The organism is Sorangium sp. So ce124 (genome assembly GCF_051525235.1).
In the GTDB taxonomy this organism is placed as follows: domain Bacteria; phylum Myxococcota_A; class Polyangia; order Polyangiales; family Polyangiaceae; genus Sorangium; species Sorangium atrum.
On the sequence record NZ_CP150312.1, the window covers coordinates 4,252,635 to 4,274,017 of the forward strand.

The window sequence follows — 21,383 nt, forward strand, 5'->3', positions numbered from 1 at the left end:
GTGGCCTCGCCGTTCTTCCGCACGATGCGGTCGCTCGAGACCGAGCGCGGGCCGAGGATCTGGATCCGCCTCGCCGTGATCCTCGCGGTGCTCGGCGCCTGGGCGGCCTGGATGCACGCGGCGCGCGTCTCGGTCTACGCGACGACCGGGAAGGCGCGCCTGGAGGTCAGCCGGATGGCCCACCGCGTGGCCGCCGCCGAGCCCGGGCGCGTGTCGGTCGTGCAGGTCTCGCTCGGGCGCAACGTCGAGCAAGGGGAGGTGCTCGTCGAGCTGGACGCCTCCGTCGAGGAGAGGCGCCTGGAGGAGGAGCGGACGAGGGCGGCCGCGCTCGCGCCGAAGATCGACGCGCTGCAGCACCAGATCGCGGTCGAGGAGGAGGTGCGCGCGTGGCAGGTGAAGCTGTCGGACGCCTCTGTCGCGCGCGCCAGGATCGACCTGCGCCAGCGGGATCTCTCCGCCGCGCACGGCGAGGAGCTCCGCGCGATCTCCGAGCGCCTGCACGACGAGCGGCTCGCGTCGACGGCCGACCACCTCGAGGCGAAGAGCCGCGCCGCCGACGAGCGGCTCAAGGCGGAGGGGGCGCGCGCCGATCTCCGGCGTCTCTCGGTCGCGGGGCACCACGACGAGCGGCAGACGGCGGCCCGCCTCGCGGAGCTGGCGCGCGCGCTCGGGGATCTGGTGGCCGAGCAGCAGGAGGCCGAGGCGGCCGTGGCCACGGCGCTCGCGCAGATCGAGCGGCGCAAGGTCCGCGCGCCCATCGCGGGGAAGCTCGGGAACATCGCGGCGCTCCAGGTGGGGGACGTGCTCAAGCCGGGCGACCTCGTGGCGACGGTCGTCCCCGGCGACGACCTCCACGCGGTCGCGCTCTTCGCGCCGTCCGACGCGGTCGGGCGCATCGTCCCCGGGCAGAGGGCGCGGATGCGCCTCGACGGGTTCGCGTGGACGCAGTTCGGCATGATCGAGGGGGAGGTCTCCCACGTGGCGAGCGAGCCGTACGACGGCGCGATCCGCGTCGAGCTCCTCGTGCGGCCGGAGAGCGCGGCGTCGATCCCTGTGCAGCACGGGATGCCGGGGACCACCGAGGTCGAGGTGGAGCGCGTCTCTCCGTGGGCGCTCCTCCTGCGCGCCGTGGCGCCGGGAGGCGCGCGATGAAGCGCGCGTTCCTCGTCCCCGAGGTGCTGCAGGCGTCGCTCATGGACTGCGGCCCCGCCGCGCTCAAGGCGGTGCTGCAGGGGTTCGGCGTCGACGTGCACTACGAGTGGCTCCGCGACCGCTGCCAGACGGACGTGGACGGGACCTCCATCGACGCGCTCGCCGCGCTCGGGCAGGAGCTCGGGCTCGCGACCGCCGAGGTGGTCGTCCCCCACGACAGCTTCCTCCTGCCAGAGGCCGACTGCCTGCCCGCGATCGTGGTCAAGCGCGGCGCGGGCGGCGCGCTCCACTTCGTGGTCGTCTGGCGCCGGCTCGGGCCGTTCGTGCAGATCCTCGACCCCGGGAGCGGGCGCCGCTGGGTGCGTTCAGCGCGCTTCATGGAGGACATGCCGCACTTCCCGATCCCGATCTCGATCGAGCGGTGGCGGCGGTGGGCGTCGTCCGCGGACTCGCTCGGCCCGCTCCGCGCGAAGCTGCGCGCGCTGCGCGCGGACGGGGAGGCGCTGATCGCCCGGGCCGACGCGGACCCGGGGTGGAAGCCGTTCGCGGCGCTCGACGCGGCCGTGCGGATGGTGGCGCGCCTCGTCCGCGGCGGCGCGATCGCGCGCGGGGGCGAGGCGCAGCGCGTGCTCCACGGCGTCTTCGAGCGCGCGCTCGCCGGGGAGGCGGGCGCCATCCCGAAGGGGTTCTTCTGGGCCACGGAGGGCAAGGCGCCGGGGAAGCTCCTCGTGCACGGCGCCGTCATCGTCCACGTCGGCCCGTGTCAGCGCGCCGCGGGCGAGGTCAGCGAGGCCGCGCGCGCGCCTGCGCCCTCCGCCGCGGCGCCGCCGCCGAGCTACCGCGGCAGCGCCGCGCCCGAGGCCGCGCGCGGGGTTGCGCCGGACCGGCCGGCGCCGCGCGCGACCGCGACCGCGGCGCTTCCGGCGTCCGTTCGCCGGGAGCTCGAGCTGCCGACGCCATCCCCCTCGCGCCTGTTCTTCTGGATGCTGCGCGCCGACGCGGGCGGGGCGCTCGCGCTCGTCGGGGTGGCGCTCGCGGCGAGCGCGGCCATCGCAGCGATCGACGTTGTCGTCCTCCGCGGGCTGTTCGACGCGGTGAAGAGCGTCACCGTCGCGTACCAGCGCGCGCTCGGGCTCCTCGCCCTCGTCGCGTTCGCCGCCGGGGGCCTGGCGCTCGAGATCTTCGTGGCCCACGCCGTGTCGCGCCTGGGGCGCGCCCTCGAGGTGCGCTTCCGCGCGGCGTTCCTGGAGAAGCTGCCGCGCCTCGAGGATCGCTACCTGCGCAGCCGGCCGACCTCGGACATGACCGCGCGCGGCCACGCGATGCACCTGATGCGCGAGGCCCCGGCGCTCTTCGCCCGCATCGCGCGCGCGGCGCTGTCGTTCGCCGCGACGCTCCTCGGCGTCGTCTGGCTCTACCCGGGCGGCGCGTGGCTGTCGCTCGTGGCAGCGGCGGTCGCGCTCGCCGCCCCGTACCTCGCGCGGCGGCCGCTCGTGGAGAGCCTCATGCGCCTGCGGACGCACGCGGCGTCGCTCGAGCGGTTCTACCTCGACGCCCTGCTCGGCGTCGTGCCCATCCGCGTCCACGGCGCGGAGCGTGCGGTGCGGCGCGAGCACGAGGCGCTGCTCGTCGAGTGGGCGCGGACCGGCCGGCTGGTGCACGCGCAGTCCACCGCCATGCAGGCCGCCCAGGGGATCGCGAGCACGGCCGTGGCGGTCGCGATCGTCGGCGGTTACGTCGCCTCCGGCGGCCCGGCCGCGGCGCTGCTCCTGCTCGTGTTCTGGTCGCTGCGCCTCCCCGCCGCGGCGCAGGAGCTCGTCGCGGCGCTGCTCGGCTGGAAGAACGTGCGCAACGCCTCCGTGCGCCTCTTCGCGCCGCTCGCGGCGCCGGAGATGGACCTGCCCCGCGCGCCCGCCGAAGACGCCGTCGACGCAGCGCGCGCCGCGCAGGGCGCCGCGTGCGCCGCTTCGATCGACCTCCGCGGCGTGAGCGTGAAGGCCGGAGGGCACACGCTCCTGTCCGACGTCTCGCTGAGCGTCCCGGCGGGGGCGCACGTCGCGATCGTGGGGGCGTCGGGCGCGGGGAAATCGTCGCTGATCTCGCTGCTCCTCGGGTGGCTGCGGGCGTCCGGAGGGGTGGTCCTCGTCGACGGGCGCCCCTTCGACGACGCGGCGGTCGAGCGCCTCCGCCGCGCGACCGCGTGGGTGGACCCGGCGATCCAGCTCTGGAACCGCACGCTCCTCGAGAACATCACCTTCGGCCACGCCGGCGACGCCCTCGCGCGCGTGCCCCTGTCCATGAGCCAGGCCGAGCTCACCGGCGTCCTGGAGAGCCTTCCCGACGGCTTGCAGGCGTCGATCGGCGAGGGGGGCGCGCGCCTGTCGGGCGGGCAGGGGCAGCGCGTCCGCCTAGCGCGGGCGCTCATGAAAGGCGACGCGCGCCTCGTGCTCCTCGACGAGCCGTTCCGCGGGCTCGAGCGCGAGCGGCGCCGGGAGCTGCTCGCGCGCGCGCGGGAGCACTGGGGGCGCTCGACGCTCGTCCTCGTCAGCCACGACGTCATGGACACGCTCGGCTTCGATCGCGTGCTGGTCGTCGAGGGGGGCAGGGTCGTCGAGGACGGCGCGCCGCGCGAGCTCATGGACGACCCGCGGAGCCGCTACCGCGCGCTCGCCGAGGCCGACGCGCGGGCGCGCGAGGAGGTCTGGTCGAAGGAGCGCTTCAGGAGCGCGACGATGGAGGGCGGCCGGCTCATCCAGGGGGCGGCGTGAAGGCGGGCGAGGCCGCACAGGCGGCGCTGGCGGGGGTCGTGTGGCAGCCGTCCGCGCTCGGCCACGCGATGAGCGCGCTCACCGCCGCGTGCGGGCTCGCGACCAGCGCGGTCCCGTCGCCCGGCGCGCCGCCGGAGGGCGACCCCACCGCGTGGATCGAGGCGTACGCGGGCTGCATGGGCGTCGAGGCGGAGGCCATCCAGTGCAGCTTCGCCGAGCTCGGGGGCGCGCTCGCGTCCCTCGGCCCCTCGATCGTCCGCGTCGAGCAGGGCTACCTCGCGGTGACGTCCGCGGGACGGCGGGGGCTCTCGGTGCTGACGCCGGCGCTCACGTCGGCGCGGATCCCGCTGGAGACCGTGCGCCGGGCGCTCACCGCGCACCTCGAGGACCGCCCCGCGTCGCACGTCGACAAGTGGCTCGCCGCGGCGCAGGTCCCGCCGCGGCGCGCCGCCCGGGCGCGCGACGAGCTGCTCGCCCAGCTCGTCGCGGATCGCCCCATCGACGGCGTGTGGCTGCTCCGCCCCGATCCGGGGTCGAGCTTCCGGCGCCTGCTCTCGAGGCGCGGGGTGCTCCGCCGGGGCGCGATCTTCCTCGCGGCTGCCGCCTCGCAGATCGCGCTCGGCGTCTTCGCCTGGTGGCTGATCGGCGCGGGCGCGCTCGACGGCGACGTGCAGCCGGGGTGGCTGTTCGCGTGGGTGCTCCTGTCGCTCTCGGCGCTCTTCGTGCAGCTGTTCGCCTCGTTCACGGGGGGCATGCTCACGATCGACGTCGCCGCGCTCCTCAAGCAGCGCCTGCTGTGCGGCGCGCTCCGCATGGATCCTGCCGCGATCCGGGCGCGCGGCTCGGGCGAGCTGCTGGCCATGGTCTCCGAGTCCGAGGCGGTCGAGACGGCCGGTCTCGGCGGCGCGCTCGGGGCGATCGTCGCGCTCGTGCAGCTCGCGAGCGCCGCGGCGGTCCTCGCCGCCGGCGCCGGCGGCGGCCTCCACGTCGCGCTGCTCCTCGGGTGGACGCTCGCCGTGGCGCTGCTCGGGCGCCGCTTCGCCCGGGAGCGGGCGGCGTGGACGGGCGAGCGGTTCGCGATCACGAGCGGCTTCGTGGAGCACGTCGTCGGGCACCGGACGCGCGTCGCCCAGCAGGCCTCGCACCTTCACCACCTGGAGGAGGACGCGGCGCTCGAGCGCTACCACCGCGCCGCGCGGGGGATGGATGGCGTGGGCGATCTCCTCGCGTCGCTCCCGGCGCGCGGGTGGCTCGCGCTCGGGCTGCTCGGCCTGGTCCCGGCGGTCCTGGGCGGGGTGGGCGCGGGCCCGCTCGTCGTCGCGACCGGCGGCATCCTCCAGGCGCAGGCCGCGTTCGCGACGCTGGCGACGAGCCTCGGCGCGCTCCTCTCCGCCGCCGTCTCGTGGCGCTCGATCGCCCGGCTCTTCACGGCGGCCGAGGGCCGCGAGCCCGCCGGGATCCCGCAGGCCGTGCTCGGGCGCCCCGCGACGTCGGACGTCGTGATCGAGGCGCGGGGCGTCTCGTTCCGCTACGACGGGGAGCGCGGCGAGCCGGTCCTCCGCGGCTGCGATCTGGTGCTCTCGAAGGGCGACCGGCTGCTGCTCGAGGGGCGCTCCGGCGGCGGCAAGTCGACGCTCGCGGCCGTGCTCAGCGGCCTTCACGCGCCGTCGTCGGGGCTCGTGCTGCTGCGCGGCCTCGACCGGCGGACGCTGGGCGGGGCCGCGTGGCGCAGCCGCGTCGCGAGCGCGCCGCAGTTCCACGACAACCACGTGCTCTCCGGGACGCTCGCGTTCAACCTGCTGATGGGCCGCGCGTGGCCCGCGCCGCCCGAGGACCGGCGGGAGGCGGAGGTCGTCTGCCGCAAGCTGGGCCTCGGGCCGCTGCTGGACAGGATGCCCTCGGGGCTCGATCAGGTCGTTGGCGAGACGGGGTGGCAGCTCTCGCACGGAGAGCGGAGCCGGCTGTTCCTGGCGCGCGCGCTGCTGCAGCGCTCGGACGCCGTGATCCTCGACGAGAGCTTCGGCGCGCTGGATCCGCTGACGGCCCGCGAGTGCGTTGGCGCCGTGCTGGAGCGGGCGCCGGCGCTGATCGTCATCGCGCACCCGTGAGCGTGAGGGAGCGGAGGACGGCTCGACATAGGGGTGTCGTCGCCAGCGTTTCGGTTGACGCCGCCGATGTGAGCGTTCACAGTCGCTTGCGAACCACCCTTTCGCTTTGTCCAGGACAGGCCGTCGTGCGCGCAGGGCGCTCGTCCTCGGGATCGATCCCGGCACGGCTCCGCTCGCTCGGTCATCGCGGACACAGGTGCCCCACGCACATCGGACCGGGTGGGCGTCGGCGTCCATCGGCGCAGCAACTACGCGCGAAACCGAGGAGCGAGATGGCACGTTTGGGAAGCAGATCGAGAGCACGATTCCTGGTGGCGCTCTTATGGACTTCCGGGTGCAGCGACCCGGTGACGACGACCGGCGGAGACGCAGGGCACCATGCCGAGCCCCCCGCGTGCTCCGAGGGCACCTGGGATCACGATGGCGACAGCGCGACGAGCTGCGTCGCATGGACAGGCTGCTCCGCAGGCACCTTCGCGAGCGCCGAGGGCTCGCCTACGGCGGACCGGCGGTGCACGGCGTGCCCGGAGGGCACCTTCAGCGACACGATGAACGCGCCGAGCTGCAGGATGCACACGCCCTGCGCGCCTGGGACGAGGCAGACCGCGCCTGGGACGAGCACCACGCCCGCGCAGTGTGACGGCTGCTCGCCGGGCACGTACTGCGCAGGTGGGACCGCCGCGTCTGTCGATTGCGCGGACGGCACTTGGGACGACGACGCCGATCCCGCGACGACATGCGTCGCGTGGACCGACTGCGTGCCAGGGGAGCTCGTCGGTACGGAGGGGAGCAGCACCACGGACCGCAGCTGCCTCAAGTGTACGAACGGCGAGCTCACGGCCACGATGAATGCAACCAGCTGCTCCCCGGGTGCCTGGGTGATGAGCTACTTCGGGCCGAATCAGGACGTGGCGAGCGATTCGCTGCATCTCGCCTACAGCACCGACGGGCTTCACTGGTCGGCCCTCGCCAACGGACAGCCGGCGTACCAGCTCACCGGGATGGGCACGAATCACATCCGAGATCCGTTCCTGTTCCGCAAGAACGATGGAACGTACATCTATATCGCCACGGACTGGACGCTCTCGGAAAACGACTCGAACTACTGGAACCATCCGAGCTCCAAGATCTTCGTGGCCGACTCGACCGATCTCATCACCTTCACGAATCCCCGGTTGATCACGCTCACGAACCTCTCGGGCCCCAGCGCCACCCCGATGCACGCCTGGGCCCCGGAGGCTTACTACGATCCCGATCGAAAGCTCTATGCGATCATCTGGTCGGGGAACGACACCACGGGCGCGAACCGTATCTACGTCAGCTACACCGAGGACTTCGTCACCATCGTCAACCCGACGCCCGACGTGCTCTTCGATCCGGGCTACAGCGTCATCGACGCGACGATCACGCAATGGAATGACCGCAACTACCTCTTCTTCAAGGACGAGACGGACAGCAGCGGGAGCGCGCTCACCGGATCGGGCAAGGACATCCAGATCGCGCGCTCCTCGACGCTCGCGCTCGATCCGGCGACGTTCACGCGATGGAGTCCGGACTACATCACGCGCGGGTCGACCCAGAGCAGGAGACGAGCGACCGAGGGACCGTTCGTCATCAAGGATCCGCGGGAGAGTCGATGGTACCTCTTCGCCGACTACTACCTGAACGGCGGTGTGTTCGGGTGCTGGAGCACGACGGATCTCGACACGGATCCGGGCTCTTGGACGGAGCTCCCGAGCGCGCAGTACCGCTTTCCGTCCGGCGTGCGCCACGCGAACGCGGTCCGGGTCACGCAGGCGGAGCTCGACGCGGTCATCGCCCATTACTGAACATCCTACCGGACCCACTGATGGGTAGAGGTTCCCTCATCATGCGCGCACCGAGTTCTTCCCATCCAGAGCGCACTTTCCTCTCTGCGCCACGCGTCGCGCTCACGGCGGCAGCTGGCGCCTTCGCCGCGCTGCTCGTGGTGGTCGGGTGCTCGGATGGGCCCTCGACCGATGCGCCGGACGCGTCGACCAATTCATTGCGGATCATGCCGGCGGTCACGGCTCTCAGCACCTCGGAGTCCGGCGGGCGGGTGACCGTGAGCGTGGCGCTCGACGGCGCGCCGAGCGGGCCTGTCATGGTGCCGGTCTCGACCTCGGATGCGACCGAAGGCTCCGTCTCACCGGCGACCATCTCCTTCACGGCGGAGGATTGGAGCGTCCCTCGAGAGATCACGGTCACGGGCGTGGACGACGCGGACAGCGACGGGGATCAGATCTTCCGCGTCCGCTTCGGGCCCTCGGTCTCTGCAGACCCAGCCTGCGACGGCCTCGTCGCGGAGTCCGCTGACATCACGAACACGGACGACGACGGTCCAGGGACGGCGGCGATCGTCGTCAGCGACCCGTCGGGGACCCTCGCCGAGCGCGGCGCGCCCGTGACGTTCACCGTGCTCCTCGCGTCGCAGCCGAGCGCGCCCGTGACGATCGCCCTCAGCGTCAGCGACACGACCGAGGCGACGCTGAGCCACGCCGACCTGACGTTCACGGAGGCGAACTGGAGCACGGCGCAGACCGTTACCTTGAGCAGCGTCGATGACTGGCAGGCCGACGGAGCTCAGCCCGTACGTGTCGTCTTCGGCTCACCGGCCAGCGAGGACCCCGAGTATGCGGCCCTCGCCGCCCCCGCTGCTCTCGAGCTATCCAATCTCGACGACGACGTCGGAGGGGGGTACCAGCTTCGCACGACGCACAAGGAGGACGCCCCGCTCTACGTCGCGCACTCCTATTATCACGCGATGATCACCAACCTCGACGATAGGGCAAACAACCAGCTTCCTGCCGACTTCCAGTGGAGAGTGGTGCCCGGCCTGGCGAACCCGGATGATCCGACGCTGGTGTCGTTCGAGCCTGTGGGTTTCGGCGGTCGCTACCTGCACGTCGACAGGATGAATTCGACCCGGTACCCGCTGCAGAGCGAGACGGCCAACCGGGCTAGCGGGCTCTGGCAGACTCCACCCGAAGAGAGGAGTCACCTTCTGTGGATCGACGTGTTCACGGATACCACCACGTTCCGGAGCGACGCCACGTTCCGGATCGTGCCCGCGCTGAACGGGGATCCGACGATGGTCTCGCTGCAGTGGTACTCAGACCCGACACGTTATCTCCGGCAGCTGAACTACCAGATCTATGCGCACGTGCTCGACGGCACGGCGGTCAAGAACTCGGAGGCGTCGTTCGCGCTCGAGCCGCTCGGCTATTTGATCTCGCAGCGCGCCGATCCCCACATCAAGCGGCATACGGACGGGTACTACTACTTCACCGCGAGCGTGCCGACGTACGATCGCATCGAGATCGGGCGCGCGACCACGATACGAGGCCTGGCCAGCGCGACCCCGAAGGTCGTCTGGACGAAGCACGCGACCGGCCCGGTGGCGGCGCACATCTGGGCGCCCGAGCTACATTTCATCGACGGCAAGTGGTACATCTATTTCGCCGCCGGAAGCTCGACCAACATCTGGGCCATTCGCATGTATGTGCTCGAGAACTCATCGGCCAACCCGATGGATGGCACGTGGATCGAGCGAGGGCAGATCGTGACGGACTCGGACACGTTCGCGCTCGACGCGACGACGTTCGAGCACGACGGCAAGCGCTATCTCGTGTGGGCGCAGGAGGACCCCAGCGTCGAGGGCGACAACAGCAGCTTGTTCATCGCGGCCATGCTGAACCCGTGGACGCTGGCCAGGCCCAACGTGCGGATCGCCAGACCCGAGCACGCCTGGGAGACGGCGGGGTTCGCGGTCAACGAAGGTGCTGCCGTGCTCGAGCGGAATGGGCGGATCTTCATCAGCTACTCAGCGAGCGCGACGGACGATCGCTACTGCCTCGGCCTGCTCACGGCGAGCGCGACGGACGACCTGCTGAGCGCCAGCTCATGGACGAAGAACGAGAATCCAGTGTTCGTCAGCGCAAACGGGCTGTATGGCCCGGGCCACAACTCGTTCACGACCTCGGCGGATGGATCGATCGACGTGCTCGTGTACCACGCGCGGAACTACGAGAAGATCACGGGGGACCCGCTCTACGACCCGAACCGTCACACGCGCGTCCAGCGGCTCGAGTGGAACGCAGACGGAACGCCGAACTTCGGCGTACCGCTCCTGAACGGCGCGAATACGATTGGCGACTGACTGTTTCGCGGAGGAGTCGAGCGCGCGCAGCGAGGTGGGGAGCTCGGCACGAGGCTCTCCCAAATCCCGGAGAATCCGACGGATTGTGACGGTTCGCCCCCGCGGAACAGTGCCGCCAGACACACCGGTCGATGACGAGCGATCGCCGGAAGCAGCGGGCTCTGCGATGAATCGGCGGGGGAGGGGGACCCGCCTGGGAGTGATGAAAGGTCGGGCGGACGACAACGGCAAATGAGGACCGCTTCCCGGACGCGCCGCCCCTTGTCATGGCCCTGGGGGGGACCGTCGTGTTACCATGCCCATGGAATGAGCGTCTGCCTGCACCCCGTCGCGTCGCGTTCGTGGCCTTGCCGCGGCGCGCGTAGCGCGCTCATCCCCCTGCGATCCCGGCTCCTCTGCCGGAGGTCGCCCGCACGCTCGTAGGGGAGCGGCCTCCCGGCGTTTTTCGCTGGCCGCTCCCGGAAGGAAGCGGGCCTGGCATCGAGGGCGCCTCAGCGGGCGACCTGGGCGAGCACTCGCGCCGTCCAGCTCGCCGGCGCGGACCTTCGGCCGAGCCCGGATCGCACCGACGACACAAGGAGATCTCAGCTCATGGCACCTCACTCGAACCCCATCGTCCTCACCGAATTTGACCGCGATCGCCTCGCGCGCCTGCTCGAGGCGCTGCGCGCGCGGCCCGGGGGCGACTCCCCGAACCTGGAGGCGCTCGAGATCGAGATCGAGCGCGCCGACGTCGTGAAGCCGGCGGATATCCCGCCGAACGTGGTCACCATGAACTCCAAGGTCGAGCTCCTCGATCTCGACACAGAGGAGCGGCTCTGCGTGACCGTGGTGTTTCCCGGGATCGCCGACGTGAAGAGCGGCCGCATCTCGGTGCTCGCGCCGATGGGGCTCGCGCTGCTCGGCTGTCGAGAGTCCGACGAGGTGGAGTGGCCCACGCCGAGCCGCACCCGGCGGCTCCGGATCGAGCGCATCGTCTATCAGCCCGAGGCGTCGGGTCGCTTCGATCTGTGAGCCTCCGGCGCGAACGGCCGGCCTCGCCGGCGCGTCGTGCGCCTTGAACGCGAAAGGCCCGACGCTGCTCATCGCAGCGCGGGCCTCCGCGGTCGTGTCGTCAGGTTCGAGGTGCCGGTCGCCGCGGGCCGCGGTCCCCCGCGCCTCGACGCCGGCTCAGCAGCCGCAACAGCCGGGCGGGCAGGTGCAAACCTGCGGGGCAAGGCCCGCCTGGAGCTCCGTGGGGACCTCCACCGTCAGGCGCGCAGGGCGCTCCTCGACGGTCTCCTGCTTCGACTCGACCTCGACCTCGACCTTGATCTGCTCGTTCATGGCGATTGCTCCGTAGTGAGTTGGTTATTTCCATCCGGGGACTCGACGTCCCGCGAGGAGGGCTATTGCAGTCGCCGTGCCACGCCGTTTTTGCCGCAGAATCGGCCGCTTTGGCGCGGTAGCGGCCGCGCTTGAGCAACCCCTTTCCCAGTTGGGGAAACCGGTCGGGCATCGGCCTTCCCTTCCAACCAGCTCCGGTACACCCGATGGGATCCCCGAGCGGCGCTCACCCGCACAGGAGACGGGCTCAGATCGGCGTTTTCGGCGCGCAGGCGCACTCCGGTGCGCCGAGCACCGAAAACGTCGAGATGGGCCCGTATCCGAAGCGGGCGAGCGCCGCTCGGCACGAGGTTCGCACGAGCCCGGCGTGATGGACACGTCAATCATCCCCGAACTGCTCTCCTTCCGTGCGCCGTGGCTCGAAGAGAAGCTCGTCAAGGACCGGGTGGTCCCTTCCTGCGAGGAGGCGGCGCGGCTCCTCGACGAGGTAAAGAAATACCTCTTCCTCTGCGAGGCGAACCGGACCCGGCAAGTCCCCATGTTCTCCCGGAGGATCGACGAGGTCTGGCACCAGCTCGTCCTCTTCACCGAGGAGTACGCGGCCTTCGGGCACCGCTTCTTCGGCGAGTTCGTCCACCACACCGCCAACACGGCTCCTCGCGGCCCTGGATCGCGCCCCGAGATGACCCGCGCCGAGTTTCGCGCCGAGTACGAGGCGCTCTTCGGGCCCGTCTCCGCGGCGTGGAGCGACGAGCTCGCCGTGACGCCCGACACGCGGCTCATCCGCGTCACGTTCGGCCGCCCCATCTTCGTCCGGGTCGAGCAGGGGAGGGCGGATCTCGTGTGGTCGCTGGAGCCGCCGCGGGTCCTCCTGCGCATCGACGCCTGGGCGAAGGACGCGCTGCAGTTCATCGTCGACTGCGATCACTTCTATGTCCGCGAGCTCCCCGGCCTCGAGGACGGCGAGCGCGTGGCGCTCTGTCGTCCGCTCGTGAAGGGCGACTTCCTCCGGGTCGCGCCATGAGGCTCGCCGAGCTCACCGCCCTCTTCGGGCGGCTCGATTTCCCGGTCCCAGAAGACCGCGGCCATCCGCCGCGCGATCACGTCCGCGCGGTCGAGGGCGCGGTCCGCGCCGGGCTCTCGGACGACGAGCTCCTGCTCGACCTCTTCGCGCTCGAGATCGAGCGTCGCGACGGCGCGCCGGAGCTCGCGCCGTTCCACGTCATCCCCGAGCTCGGCGTGCGCCTCGCGTTCGCGTACTGGCGGCCCGGGCGCGCGGCCGGCGCCCACGAGCACTCGGACTGGACGGTCACGGCGGTCGTCCACAACACGCTCGACGTCGCGACCTTCGACTGGGAAGCGACGGCCCGCGCGCGGCGGCTCGTGCCGAAGCGGCTGTTCTCCGCGGAGGCCGGGCGGGTCGGCCACATCTACGGGCCGTGCATCCACGACCCGCGAAACCCGACGGGGAGCTGGTCCATCTCGCTGCACCTGTTCGGCCCTCACGACGGTCCTGTCATCGAGGCGCAGGTGGGCCCCATCGAGGGCCTGACCCCCGCGGCGCCCCGAGCGGAGCCGGACGACGCGCTCTCGGCGGCGCTCCTCGCGCACGAGCGGGAGTGCGTGCGCCGGGCGCAGATCGACGCCCTCGAGCGGCGGGGCCCGCAGGCCGCCGCGCTCCTCGCGCACCTCCACGCCCGCGGCGACGCGGGGACCCGGCGGCGCGCCGCGCGGGCGCTCGGCCGGACCAAGGCTACCGAGGCCCTCGGCACGCATGCCGTCCTCGCGCGCCGCTGGCCGGGCGTGGATCTCGACGTGGCGCCACGCGCGGGCCGCGCCGAGCTCGTCGCGCGGTGCGGCGCGCGCGCCCAGGTCCTGCTCCGCGTCGATGCGTGGGCCGGACCCGCTCTCCGCGCGGTGTCGGCCGCCCGGGAGCTCCGCCCCAGCGACATCCCCGGCCTCGCGGAGGCGGAGCAGCTCGCGCTCGCCCGCGCCCTCGTCGACTGGGGGACCTTTCAGCCCTTCGAAGCCCAGGAGAACTGACCCATGCAAACCACGCAAACCACGCAACCCGCGCAACCCGCGCAACCCGCGCAGACAGATGTCGTGACGCCCAGCGCGCGCAGGCGGCCTGATCTCTTTGCCTACCGGGCGCCGTTCGTCATCAGCAAGCTGCTCATGAACAAGACCGTGGCCACCGAGCGCGAGGCAGAGGCCTTGTTCCGGGAGCTCGTGCGCTACCTCTGGCTCGTCGACTCCGACCGCACCCGCGCTTACCCGATGTTCTCGCTGCGCGTCGACGAGGCCTGGCACCAGTTCGTCCTCTTCACGATCGAATATGCCGACTTCTGCCAGCGCTTCTTCGGGCGCTTCCTGCACCACGCGCCGAGCAACGCGCCCGTCGCGCACGCCTGCCGCGAGGCGACGTGGGACGAGTTCGCGGACGCGTACAGCGCCCTGTACGGCGAGCCGCCGCCCGAGCTGTGGAGCGACGCTTCGTCCGTCTGCGGCCCGCGCCGCGTGATCCGCGATCGCGAGGTGTCGGTCCGGCTGAGCGACGGCAAGGCGGAGCTCGTCGACGGCGACGCGGTGCTCGTGCGCGTCGACGCCTGGGGCGAGCCCGCGCTGCGCTTCATCGCCCGGCACGGCATCTTCTACGTGCGCGAGCTGCCCGGGCTCGACCTGGACGACCGGATCGCCCTCTGCCGGGCGCTCGTGGCGTCGCGGACGCTCCGCGTCGCCCCGTGATCGGCGCGCCGAGCCCGGCAGCACCCTGAGCCGCAGGGCATCACATCCTCCCGCGTCGTGAACTACCTCGTCAGAGGTGCGCAAGGGACCGGGCGCCGCGACACGGCGTTGCGCCCGCGCAGCAGAACAGATACGGCATTCCGGAGGAGCATCATGACCGAGACCGAAGCGCGCCAGTTCATGGACAGATACTTCAACGCCGCTTTCAACGAGCCCATCGACGTCTACCTGGCTCTCCTCCGGCCGGATGTCGTCCTCGAAGACCCTGTCGGGACGCCCCCTTACCGCGGGCGAGAGGCGGTCCGCGAGCTCCTCCTCGCTGGCAGGGCGATGATCGAGCAGGTCGACCACGAGATCCGCGATGTCTTCGCCTGCGGCGGCGAGATCGCGGCGCGATGGTCTTCGCGCATCCGGACCAAGCGAGGAGAGCAGGTCGTCATCGACGGGATCGGGGTCTTCAGCTTCGATGAGGGGGGCAAGCTCCGGCATGTGAGGGAGTTCTACGACGCGTCGCATCTTCGCACGATCTTCTCCAGCGGGGGATGAGCTCGCCGGCGCATCATCCGGCCCCGTGCCCGCGTTGCTCACGATCTCAGCTGTTCGGCGGCAGCGCCTGATCGTAGGTGAGCCCGCTGCGGGCCTCGCCCTGTCCCGGGCCGCGGCCGCGGCTGATCCAGAGGCACGTGGAGCCGTCGACCCAGCGAGCACGCTTGAAGACGCGCGTGATCCGCAGCCCCTCGCGCGGCACCTCCTCCTCGGCGACGCGCCAGGGGGGCGTCACCGCATAGCCGAGGATGCGCCCGAGCGGCTGGACCGTCTCGATCGTGCCTCCCTCGTTCACGCGCTCCACGGCGGACCGCTGGAGCACGATCCGCGAGCTTGCCCCGCCCGTGAGCACCGGCACGAGCGGGATCCAGTTCTCCGGGACGGTCGTCTCGATCAGATACCGGAGCGGCGTCTCGGCGGGGCTCGGCGCCTCCGCCGAAGCTGGCGACACCGGCGGCGACGTCGTGGGATTGGCAGCCTGCACACGCTCGTAGCCGCTCCACCGCGAGCCGACCGCGCTGGGCGTCACGCTCTCGATCCCCCATGCCATCTCAGCGAGCTCGTCGCGCAGGAAGCGGACCTCTTCGAACGGCGCGCTCTGCTGCACCGCCGCGTTCACCGAGGGCGCCGAGATGAACGCCCTGCCGACGAAGCCGGGCGCGGGGGTGGACGGCCGTGACCAGACGAACGAAAGGGGCTGGAACATCCAGGTGTTCGCGTGCTTGACGTCGATGATGTTCCCGAACACATCGTGAACGTAAAGGCTCTCCGGATAGCAGACGGTCCCGGCGTCCATCTCGAACGGCACGGAGAACCAGTCGTTGCTCTGGCTCTGCACGAAGTCGAGCATGAGGATCTTGGCCAGATCGCGCCGCTCCGGCACGATCGATCCGAAGTCCACCTCGTTCGACTCGAAGTCCCACCACCGCTCGTTCGGCATCCCGCGGAAGCGCACGTGGGCGGGGAACGCCTTGACGTTGCCGAGCTTGGCATCGTAGACGCCCGCCGTGAGCCCCGTGGGCGCCCGGGCAGCCGTGGTCGTGCCCACGGACCCGGTGATATCGAATGAATACCAGTCGACGTCGCCATCGCGATCCGGCGTGACCGTCATCCGGGAGGCGCCATTGGACGGATCCTTCCACTCAGGAGCGACGTTGTACGGTGTCCTCGCGAAGACCGAAGCGCTGTACGCGAGCCTGTCGGCGACCCAGCCCGGGCCGATCCGCTGATCGAGCGGAGCGAACCGGGGCACGAACCAGGCGATGAACACAGCGAGCGCCTTGACGGCGCGAGCCTCTTCCTCCGTGGTCAGCCTGGAAACGGCGCCGGGAAAGGCAGGGACCACCGGGGGATCTTTGGCGATGTCCTTGCCGGCTGCCGCGGTCGCGGTCAACACCGCCTGCAAGAGCGCGATGCCGTCGATCGAGCGCCCGCCGACGACGCGCAGGAACCGGAGCCCCTCCTGATCGCGCGGATCGACGGTCTGCACGACGTCACTGCCGATCTGGAGGGCGCCGTCCTGTCGCATGGGAAAGGCGAGCCGGAACCTGTCGATCGCCGCGCCGCCCCCGGCGTCCTCGAGCAGCGACTCGAAGAAGTCCCCGAGCTCGACGCGGAAGCCCGGCTGCATGAAGTCGATCGCCTCCTGTTCGAACGCCTGTTCGAACGGGCGATCAGCCGGCAGCGGGGCTGCGGCGTCCGCGTCCCGGGCGAGCCAGGTGCCGAGCGGCGCGGTCACCGTCGTGAACGAGACGAACGCCGGCGAGCCCGCGTCTTCTCCCTGGAACTCGCCGACCTGCCACTGGCGGCTCAGGAGCCAGAGCGCATCGCGGACAGGCGCCGCGAGGTTTCGTTCGACGTCCTCGTCGGAGAACGTCGGGCAGATCTGGTTCCAGTAGGTCAGCGAGCAGGTCGGCCTGGGCGTCATTCCCGTCGGCGTCGTGGTCGTCATCGTTCCTCCAGCACTACAGAGACGGGATCCTGGTGAGCTGCGGGTGCAGCGTGTCCTGGGTCGCCGGGTGTTCGGCGTTGACCGGGTAATAGAGCCACGGTAGATAGTTGGGGAGATGCGCTGTCTCGCTCAGCGTGACCGCGCGGATCCGGGCGAGATCCATCGCCACGTTGATGACGGCGGCGAGCTCGTTGATGTCCCATTTCTTCTTCGCGTCCGCCGGGACCGCGCAGAGGATCGCCTGCGGCGCCTCGGCGCCCGGGTTATCGTACTGGAAGGCGACGCCCGCCGTCCGCTTCGAGCTCGGGATCAGCTCGTTCCACTCGTCGACGTAGAGCCCGGCCAGGCGGTCGGTGGCCTTCGGCGGCGAGCCGGCACACTGCAGCACGAGGGAGACCTTCCCCCGGTAGGCCATCGGGTCGGAGAGCTTGGCGCCCACCCAGGTCTCGCCCGACTTATAGGGGAGCTGGGCGACCTTCCACCCGTTGCCAGCCTTCGAGAGCGCGCGCGTGTAGAGCCGGAGCTTGCGCCAGCGGCCGAGCGCGGGGCGCACCAGCGCCGCGCCGTTGAACCACCTGTTCACCGCGATGAGCTCGGAGTCGCCGCCGAAGCTCACCGAGCCCGAGAGCGCATTGCCAAGCTCGTCGGCCGCATCGGTGTGGAGCGTGAACCTCGGCAGCCAGATGAAGTCGCGACCGAACACCTCCGACAGCACCTTTCCCGCCCCGGCCGCGTCGGTGATGCTCGACTCCCCCTCGCCCGTACGGCTCTCGATCTCCTTCTGGACCGCTTGCGCCGCGGCGAGCAGATCCCTGGACGAGATCGTCCCCGCGGGCGGCGGATAGGCGCCCTGCAAGCCGTAGAGCGCGGCAGAGCGCAGGACGGCTCGCAGGTCGTCGTCGCTCTTGCGCTTCGCGACGACGTCGGCGATCGTCGACGCGAGCGCGAGCTCCACGAGCCCGCGCCGCGCGGCGGTGGCCCGCTCGACGGCGTTGCCCGCGTCGATTTGCCCAGCGGCCTTTGCCTTGACCGGCGGCGCCAGGTCCGACGGCGAGAGCGCCCGCGACTGGCCGAGCACGCCGTGGATGGCCGCCCCGAGCTCGAGCATTTCGTGGAACGAGCGGCTCACGCCGGGCCCGGGAGAGCCATAGAGGATCTGGGCGCTTTCGAGCGACGCCATCCCCAGCTTGGCCCTGGCGGCGTCGAGGACGCGGCCGTCGAGCTCGGAGTCCGCCTCTCCGAGGCTGGCCGCCCTGGCGAGCGACAGAAAGTCGATCGGCCGGAGCCCGAGGTCCTGGAGCGTGACGCCGGCGCTCGCGGCGCCCCCTCCTCCGCTGCCGCTCGCGGGGATGACGACGCGACAGCCGATCTGCGCGGGGTCTCCGAGCAGCGACCCCACCCACCCGTCGATGGCAGGCTCTGCGGCCGCCCGCGGGGTCGCCGCGTCTGGCCAGTTGCGATGGAGCTTGAGCGGCGCGCCGCCTTCGTCGACGAGCACCCACAGGGCTCGATGCGTGATCGAGGCGCCGGCCGCCGGCGTGCGGATGAAATCCGGGTCCGGCGGTCGCAGCCCCTGCGCCATCCCTTCGAGGCTCGCCGAGGCCGCCCCGGTGTTGCCCCGCGTCGCCTGGAAGACCGATTCGGCCAGGAGCAGATCGGACAGGCCGTCGACGCAATCGGCGAGCTGGATATAGATGATCTTCAGCGCTTCTTCGATGTCCCGCCCCGCTGTCGAGGTAGGCGATACGTACGAATGGGCGAATTCGTCGAACTCTTTCTTGTGGTTGTAGATCGACAAGCCGTCCGCGACGTTGCGGGCGTCGATCGACTCCGCCGCGAAGGTCGGCGAGACCGACGCGTCCGCCGGGGCCACCGTGCGGCCAACCGTCGTGAGCGGGAACCTCTTCCGCAGATCGGAGATGTACGGCGTGATGTCCGTGACCTCCGCGTCGGCGGATGCGGGCGTCCTCCTGGAGTACTCGTGCATCCACCGCTCGAAGAGGTAGCCGAGCACGGCGCCGAGCGGCTGGCCGTTGCGAACGGCGTCGAGGATGAAGCGGCCCTGGCGCACGCGGTAGGAAGACAGGTTGACCGTGTACATGTCCGGATCGACCGGGTGGGTGCGAGGCGCGTTGAGCAGCACGGCCGCGGTGGTGGCGTGGTTCAGCGAGGGAGTCAGGACGAAGCCGCCCGACGTCGCTGGCGCGCTCTCGATGGTGACCGTGGCGTCCGTGCCGTCCTTGTTCTTGTCCTTGACGCCGCTGACGTAGGTCCGCGCCAGCGGCCTCAGATCCTCGACCCACGCATAGCCGCCGACCCAGCAGCCGGTCGGCTTGCTCTTCCGCAGCTCGGAGAGGCGCGTGGTCGATAGCGAGTTGATCCACGCGTCGAGGCGGTGCGAGCACACGTCGAGCGTCTCGGTGAACAACCTCTCGAGCTCGGCCGAGGGGAGCGCCTTGAGCACGCCGAGGGCGGCGCGGAACGCGGCCCGCTCCGTGGTCCCGGAGGCGTCGTAATCGCTGGAGGCCAGGTACTTGCCGAGCGACGCGTAGGCCGATCCCGCGGGCACGCCCGTCTTTGCCGAGAAGCGGTCCCAGCGTGAGTTGCCGTCGAGGACGAGGAGCTCCGAGTCGAAGCGCGGCGCCGTGTCGCCCGTGGCTTCGTAGGCGAGCCTCAGGTACATGTTGAGCGCCGACCTCCGCAGGAGCTCGAACAGGAGCGCCGTCGGAGCGCTCTTGCCCGCGGGGACCGGGGCCTTTCGATCGCGGATCGCCTCGGGGTCCGCGGTCTCGAGCCACGCGATGTAGTTGAAGCCGAACGAGGCGTTGACCTTCGGATCGTCGAGCCCCTCCGTCTCCGACGAGAGGTCGCCGACGAGCGGGCCGTTGAACGCGTACGTGCCGCCCGTCTGCTGTGTCCAGGCGATCCGCGCCTCTGACCAGCTCGAGGGCCAGGGGCTCTGCGTTGTCGAGGTGCCTTTGTACAGATCCTCGGCGGCGAGGACCCAGTTCGAGAACAGCTTCTTGATGTTCGTCGTGTCGTCGCGGGGCGTGAGGGTGACCGGAGCCCCGATGCGGTCGTTGCTCACGCTGGCGTCGAAGAAGGCGCTGCCGTTGAGGAAGTGGGCGAAGTTGCGCATGACCGAGGGGCCCACGAAGCCCTTCGACACCCTGAAGGCGGTCGAGCTCGCCTCCCTCGCCACCACGCGGTGCAGGTCGCTCACCGGATCCGTGCTTCGCCGTGAGATCCGCGGAAACCCCGCGGCTTCACCGATATAGTCCGAGTTGTTGACCGCTGCCTCGCCCGTCGCGCTGACCCCGAAACCGACGTACCCGGCGGCCGTCATCCAGGAGCGGGCCATCGTATCGAGCGTCCCGGGGAGCGCCTTCTCGAGGTCCGTCGACCCGCTCGGCTTGAAGGACGGGACGTTGGTCACCGGGAGCACGCCGTACGGGACGCGCCCCACGCGGAAGATCGGGAGCTGGCCGCGCCCTTGGACGTTGTCGACGAAGTAGCTCCTCACGTCTTTGTATTGCTGCTCCGTGAAGACCGGCGCCCCGAGCTGCTCCATGAAGTAGCCGAGCGTCGCCGGAAAGAGCGCCTGCGCCATGGCCCGCGCCGACGACAGCTCGTCGCGTCCGGCGCCCTGGATATGGTCGAACACGCGCGATCCGTCGGCGCGGGCGGAGAGGCCGAGCGCCTGCTCGAGCCGGGTCCCGTCGCTGCCGGGCCGGAGGAGCGAGGCCGAGCGCTCCACGGCATAGCTCATCTCGCCGTTGGGATCGGCGGCCGGGAACGCCGAGGACACGCGCCCCGTGTTGTTCGTCGGCGTCCCCTGAGGCAGCAGCGCGAGACCGCCAGTGTAATGGTGGGCGTCGAGGAGCGCGGCGAGCTCCTTCTCGCCGGTGGCGGACGTCTTCACGCCGAGGACCACCACCCGATCGAACCCGAGCCGGAGATCCTCGTCGAGGAGCCCGGCAGCCTTGTCGATCGTGACCGCCATACCCGCCTTGACGGCCTCGTCGTAGTCCAGGGTCCAGAGCGACGCGGCGTCGTACTGGAGCTGATACGCGAGATCCGACATCCTGGGGTTGGGGCCGGTGGACAGCGAGAGCCCGGCGGCCGGGAGCGCGCTCGTCTGGACGCGCAGCGCTCCGCCCGTCCGGCCTGCGCGGTAGGCGATCACGGTCCAGCGATCGGGCAAGAGCGTCGCCCTCGCGCCCCGCGTCCACGACGAGCTCCGCATCGCCACGGCCGAAGGAGGCCTGGGCTCCGCGTCCGTGGCCATGCTGGCGAGGTTCGTCGGCTGGGTCGCGCGCACGATCCACGCCGCACGCTGCGCGCGGTTACGCTGAAGCAGCCTTCGCCAGGCCGTCTTCCTGTCGTCCTCCGATCGCCGCCACACGTCGACCCAGTACTGCTGGCCGTCCGCGAGTTCGGCGTCGGTGAGCGCGGGCTCGTGCGTATCCGCGAAGATCTCGTCGGGGTAGATCCGGACGCGGAGCTGGTCGGGCCCGAAGCGCGTCTCCACCCGGACGGGGAGGAGGACCATCGGATAGCTCGAGTCGAGAGAAAAGTCGGTGATCACCGGAGGCATCATGGTG

The 21,383-nt window shown here is 71.1% G+C and carries 13 protein-coding genes; 10 read left to right on the top strand and 3 right to left on the bottom strand.

All coding sequences use genetic code 11. The features are described from left to right. From WMF19_RS16130 to rnk, 6 genes are all read left to right on the top strand, one after another. Positions 1–1,152 (top strand): HlyD family secretion protein, encoded by a 1,152-nt coding sequence (locus tag WMF19_RS16130; RefSeq protein WP_437899917.1) that lies wholly within the window; start codon positions 1–3, stop codon positions 1,150–1,152. Further along, a complete protein-coding gene (locus WMF19_RS16135; RefSeq protein ID WP_437899918.1) occupies positions 1,149–3,920 on the top strand; it encodes an ATP-binding cassette domain-containing protein in 2,772 nt (923 codons plus the stop codon). Before WMF19_RS16130 ends, WMF19_RS16135 begins: the two co-directional genes overlap by 4 nt. Continuing rightward, positions 3,917–6,028 (top strand): ATP-binding cassette domain-containing protein, encoded by a 2,112-nt coding sequence (locus tag WMF19_RS16140; RefSeq protein WP_437899919.1) that lies wholly within the window; start codon positions 3,917–3,919, stop codon positions 6,026–6,028. Before WMF19_RS16135 ends, WMF19_RS16140 begins: the two co-directional genes overlap by 4 nt. 311 nt (positions 6,029–6,339) lie before the next feature. Then, positions 6,340–7,857: a hypothetical protein gene (locus tag WMF19_RS16145; protein ID WP_437899920.1), complete on the top strand. Its 1,518-nt coding sequence runs from the start codon at positions 6,340–6,342 to the stop codon at positions 7,855–7,857. Positions 7,858–7,898: 41 nt separating this feature from the next. After that, positions 7,899–10,208, top strand: a complete 2,310-nt coding sequence (locus WMF19_RS16150; RefSeq protein WP_437899921.1) for a family 43 glycosylhydrolase — start codon at positions 7,899–7,901, stop codon at positions 10,206–10,208. Between the two features lie 591 nt (positions 10,209–10,799). Further along, positions 10,800–11,222: a nucleoside diphosphate kinase regulator gene (rnk, locus tag WMF19_RS16155; protein WP_437899922.1), complete on the top strand. Its 423-nt coding sequence runs from the start codon at positions 10,800–10,802 to the stop codon at positions 11,220–11,222. A 156-nt stretch (positions 11,223–11,378) separates the two neighbouring features. On the opposite strand, the gene WMF19_RS16160 is transcribed toward rnk, so the two are convergent. Next, positions 11,379–11,534: a hypothetical protein gene (locus WMF19_RS16160; RefSeq protein WP_272103759.1), complete on the bottom strand. Its 156-nt coding sequence runs from the start codon at positions 11,532–11,534 to the stop codon at positions 11,379–11,381. 367 nt (positions 11,535–11,901) lie between these two features. Here WMF19_RS16160 and WMF19_RS16165 point away from each other — a divergent pair, with 367 nt between their 5' ends. The 4 genes from WMF19_RS16165 to WMF19_RS16180 all read left to right on the top strand — a co-directional run bounded on the left by WMF19_RS16165 (position 11,902) and on the right by WMF19_RS16180 (position 14,828). Beyond that, positions 11,902–12,558, top strand: a complete 657-nt coding sequence (locus WMF19_RS16165) for a hypothetical protein (RefSeq protein WP_437899923.1) — start codon at positions 11,902–11,904, stop codon at positions 12,556–12,558. Next, positions 12,555–13,577 carry a hypothetical protein gene (locus tag WMF19_RS16170; protein WP_437899925.1) on the top strand — a complete coding sequence of 341 codons (1,023 nt, stop codon included), beginning with the start codon at positions 12,555–12,557 and terminating at the stop codon, positions 13,575–13,577. The genes WMF19_RS16165 and WMF19_RS16170 overlap by 4 nt, the downstream gene beginning before the upstream one ends. Before the next feature lie 3 nt (positions 13,578–13,580). Beyond that, positions 13,581–14,282 carry a glycine-rich domain-containing protein gene (locus tag WMF19_RS16175; protein WP_437899926.1) on the top strand — a complete coding sequence of 234 codons (702 nt, stop codon included), beginning with the start codon at positions 13,581–13,583 and terminating at the stop codon, positions 14,280–14,282. A 153-nt stretch (positions 14,283–14,435) separates the two neighbouring features. After that, positions 14,436–14,828 carry a nuclear transport factor 2 family protein gene (locus WMF19_RS16180; RefSeq protein WP_437899927.1) on the top strand — a complete coding sequence of 131 codons (393 nt, stop codon included), beginning with the start codon at positions 14,436–14,438 and terminating at the stop codon, positions 14,826–14,828. A 46-nt stretch (positions 14,829–14,874) separates the two neighbouring features. Here the strand turns inward: WMF19_RS16180 and WMF19_RS16185 are convergent, their stop codons facing one another. Continuing rightward, on the bottom strand, positions 14,875–16,779 hold the full coding sequence (locus tag WMF19_RS16185; RefSeq protein ID WP_437899928.1) for a hypothetical protein: 1,905 nt from the start codon (positions 16,777–16,779) through the stop codon (positions 14,875–14,877). Positions 16,780–16,792: 13 nt separating this feature from the next. Next, complete coding sequence (locus WMF19_RS16190; protein ID WP_437899929.1) at positions 16,793–21,379, bottom strand: hypothetical protein; 4,587 nt, start codon at positions 21,377–21,379, stop codon at positions 16,793–16,795. Positions 21,380–21,383: the final 4 nt, after the last annotated feature.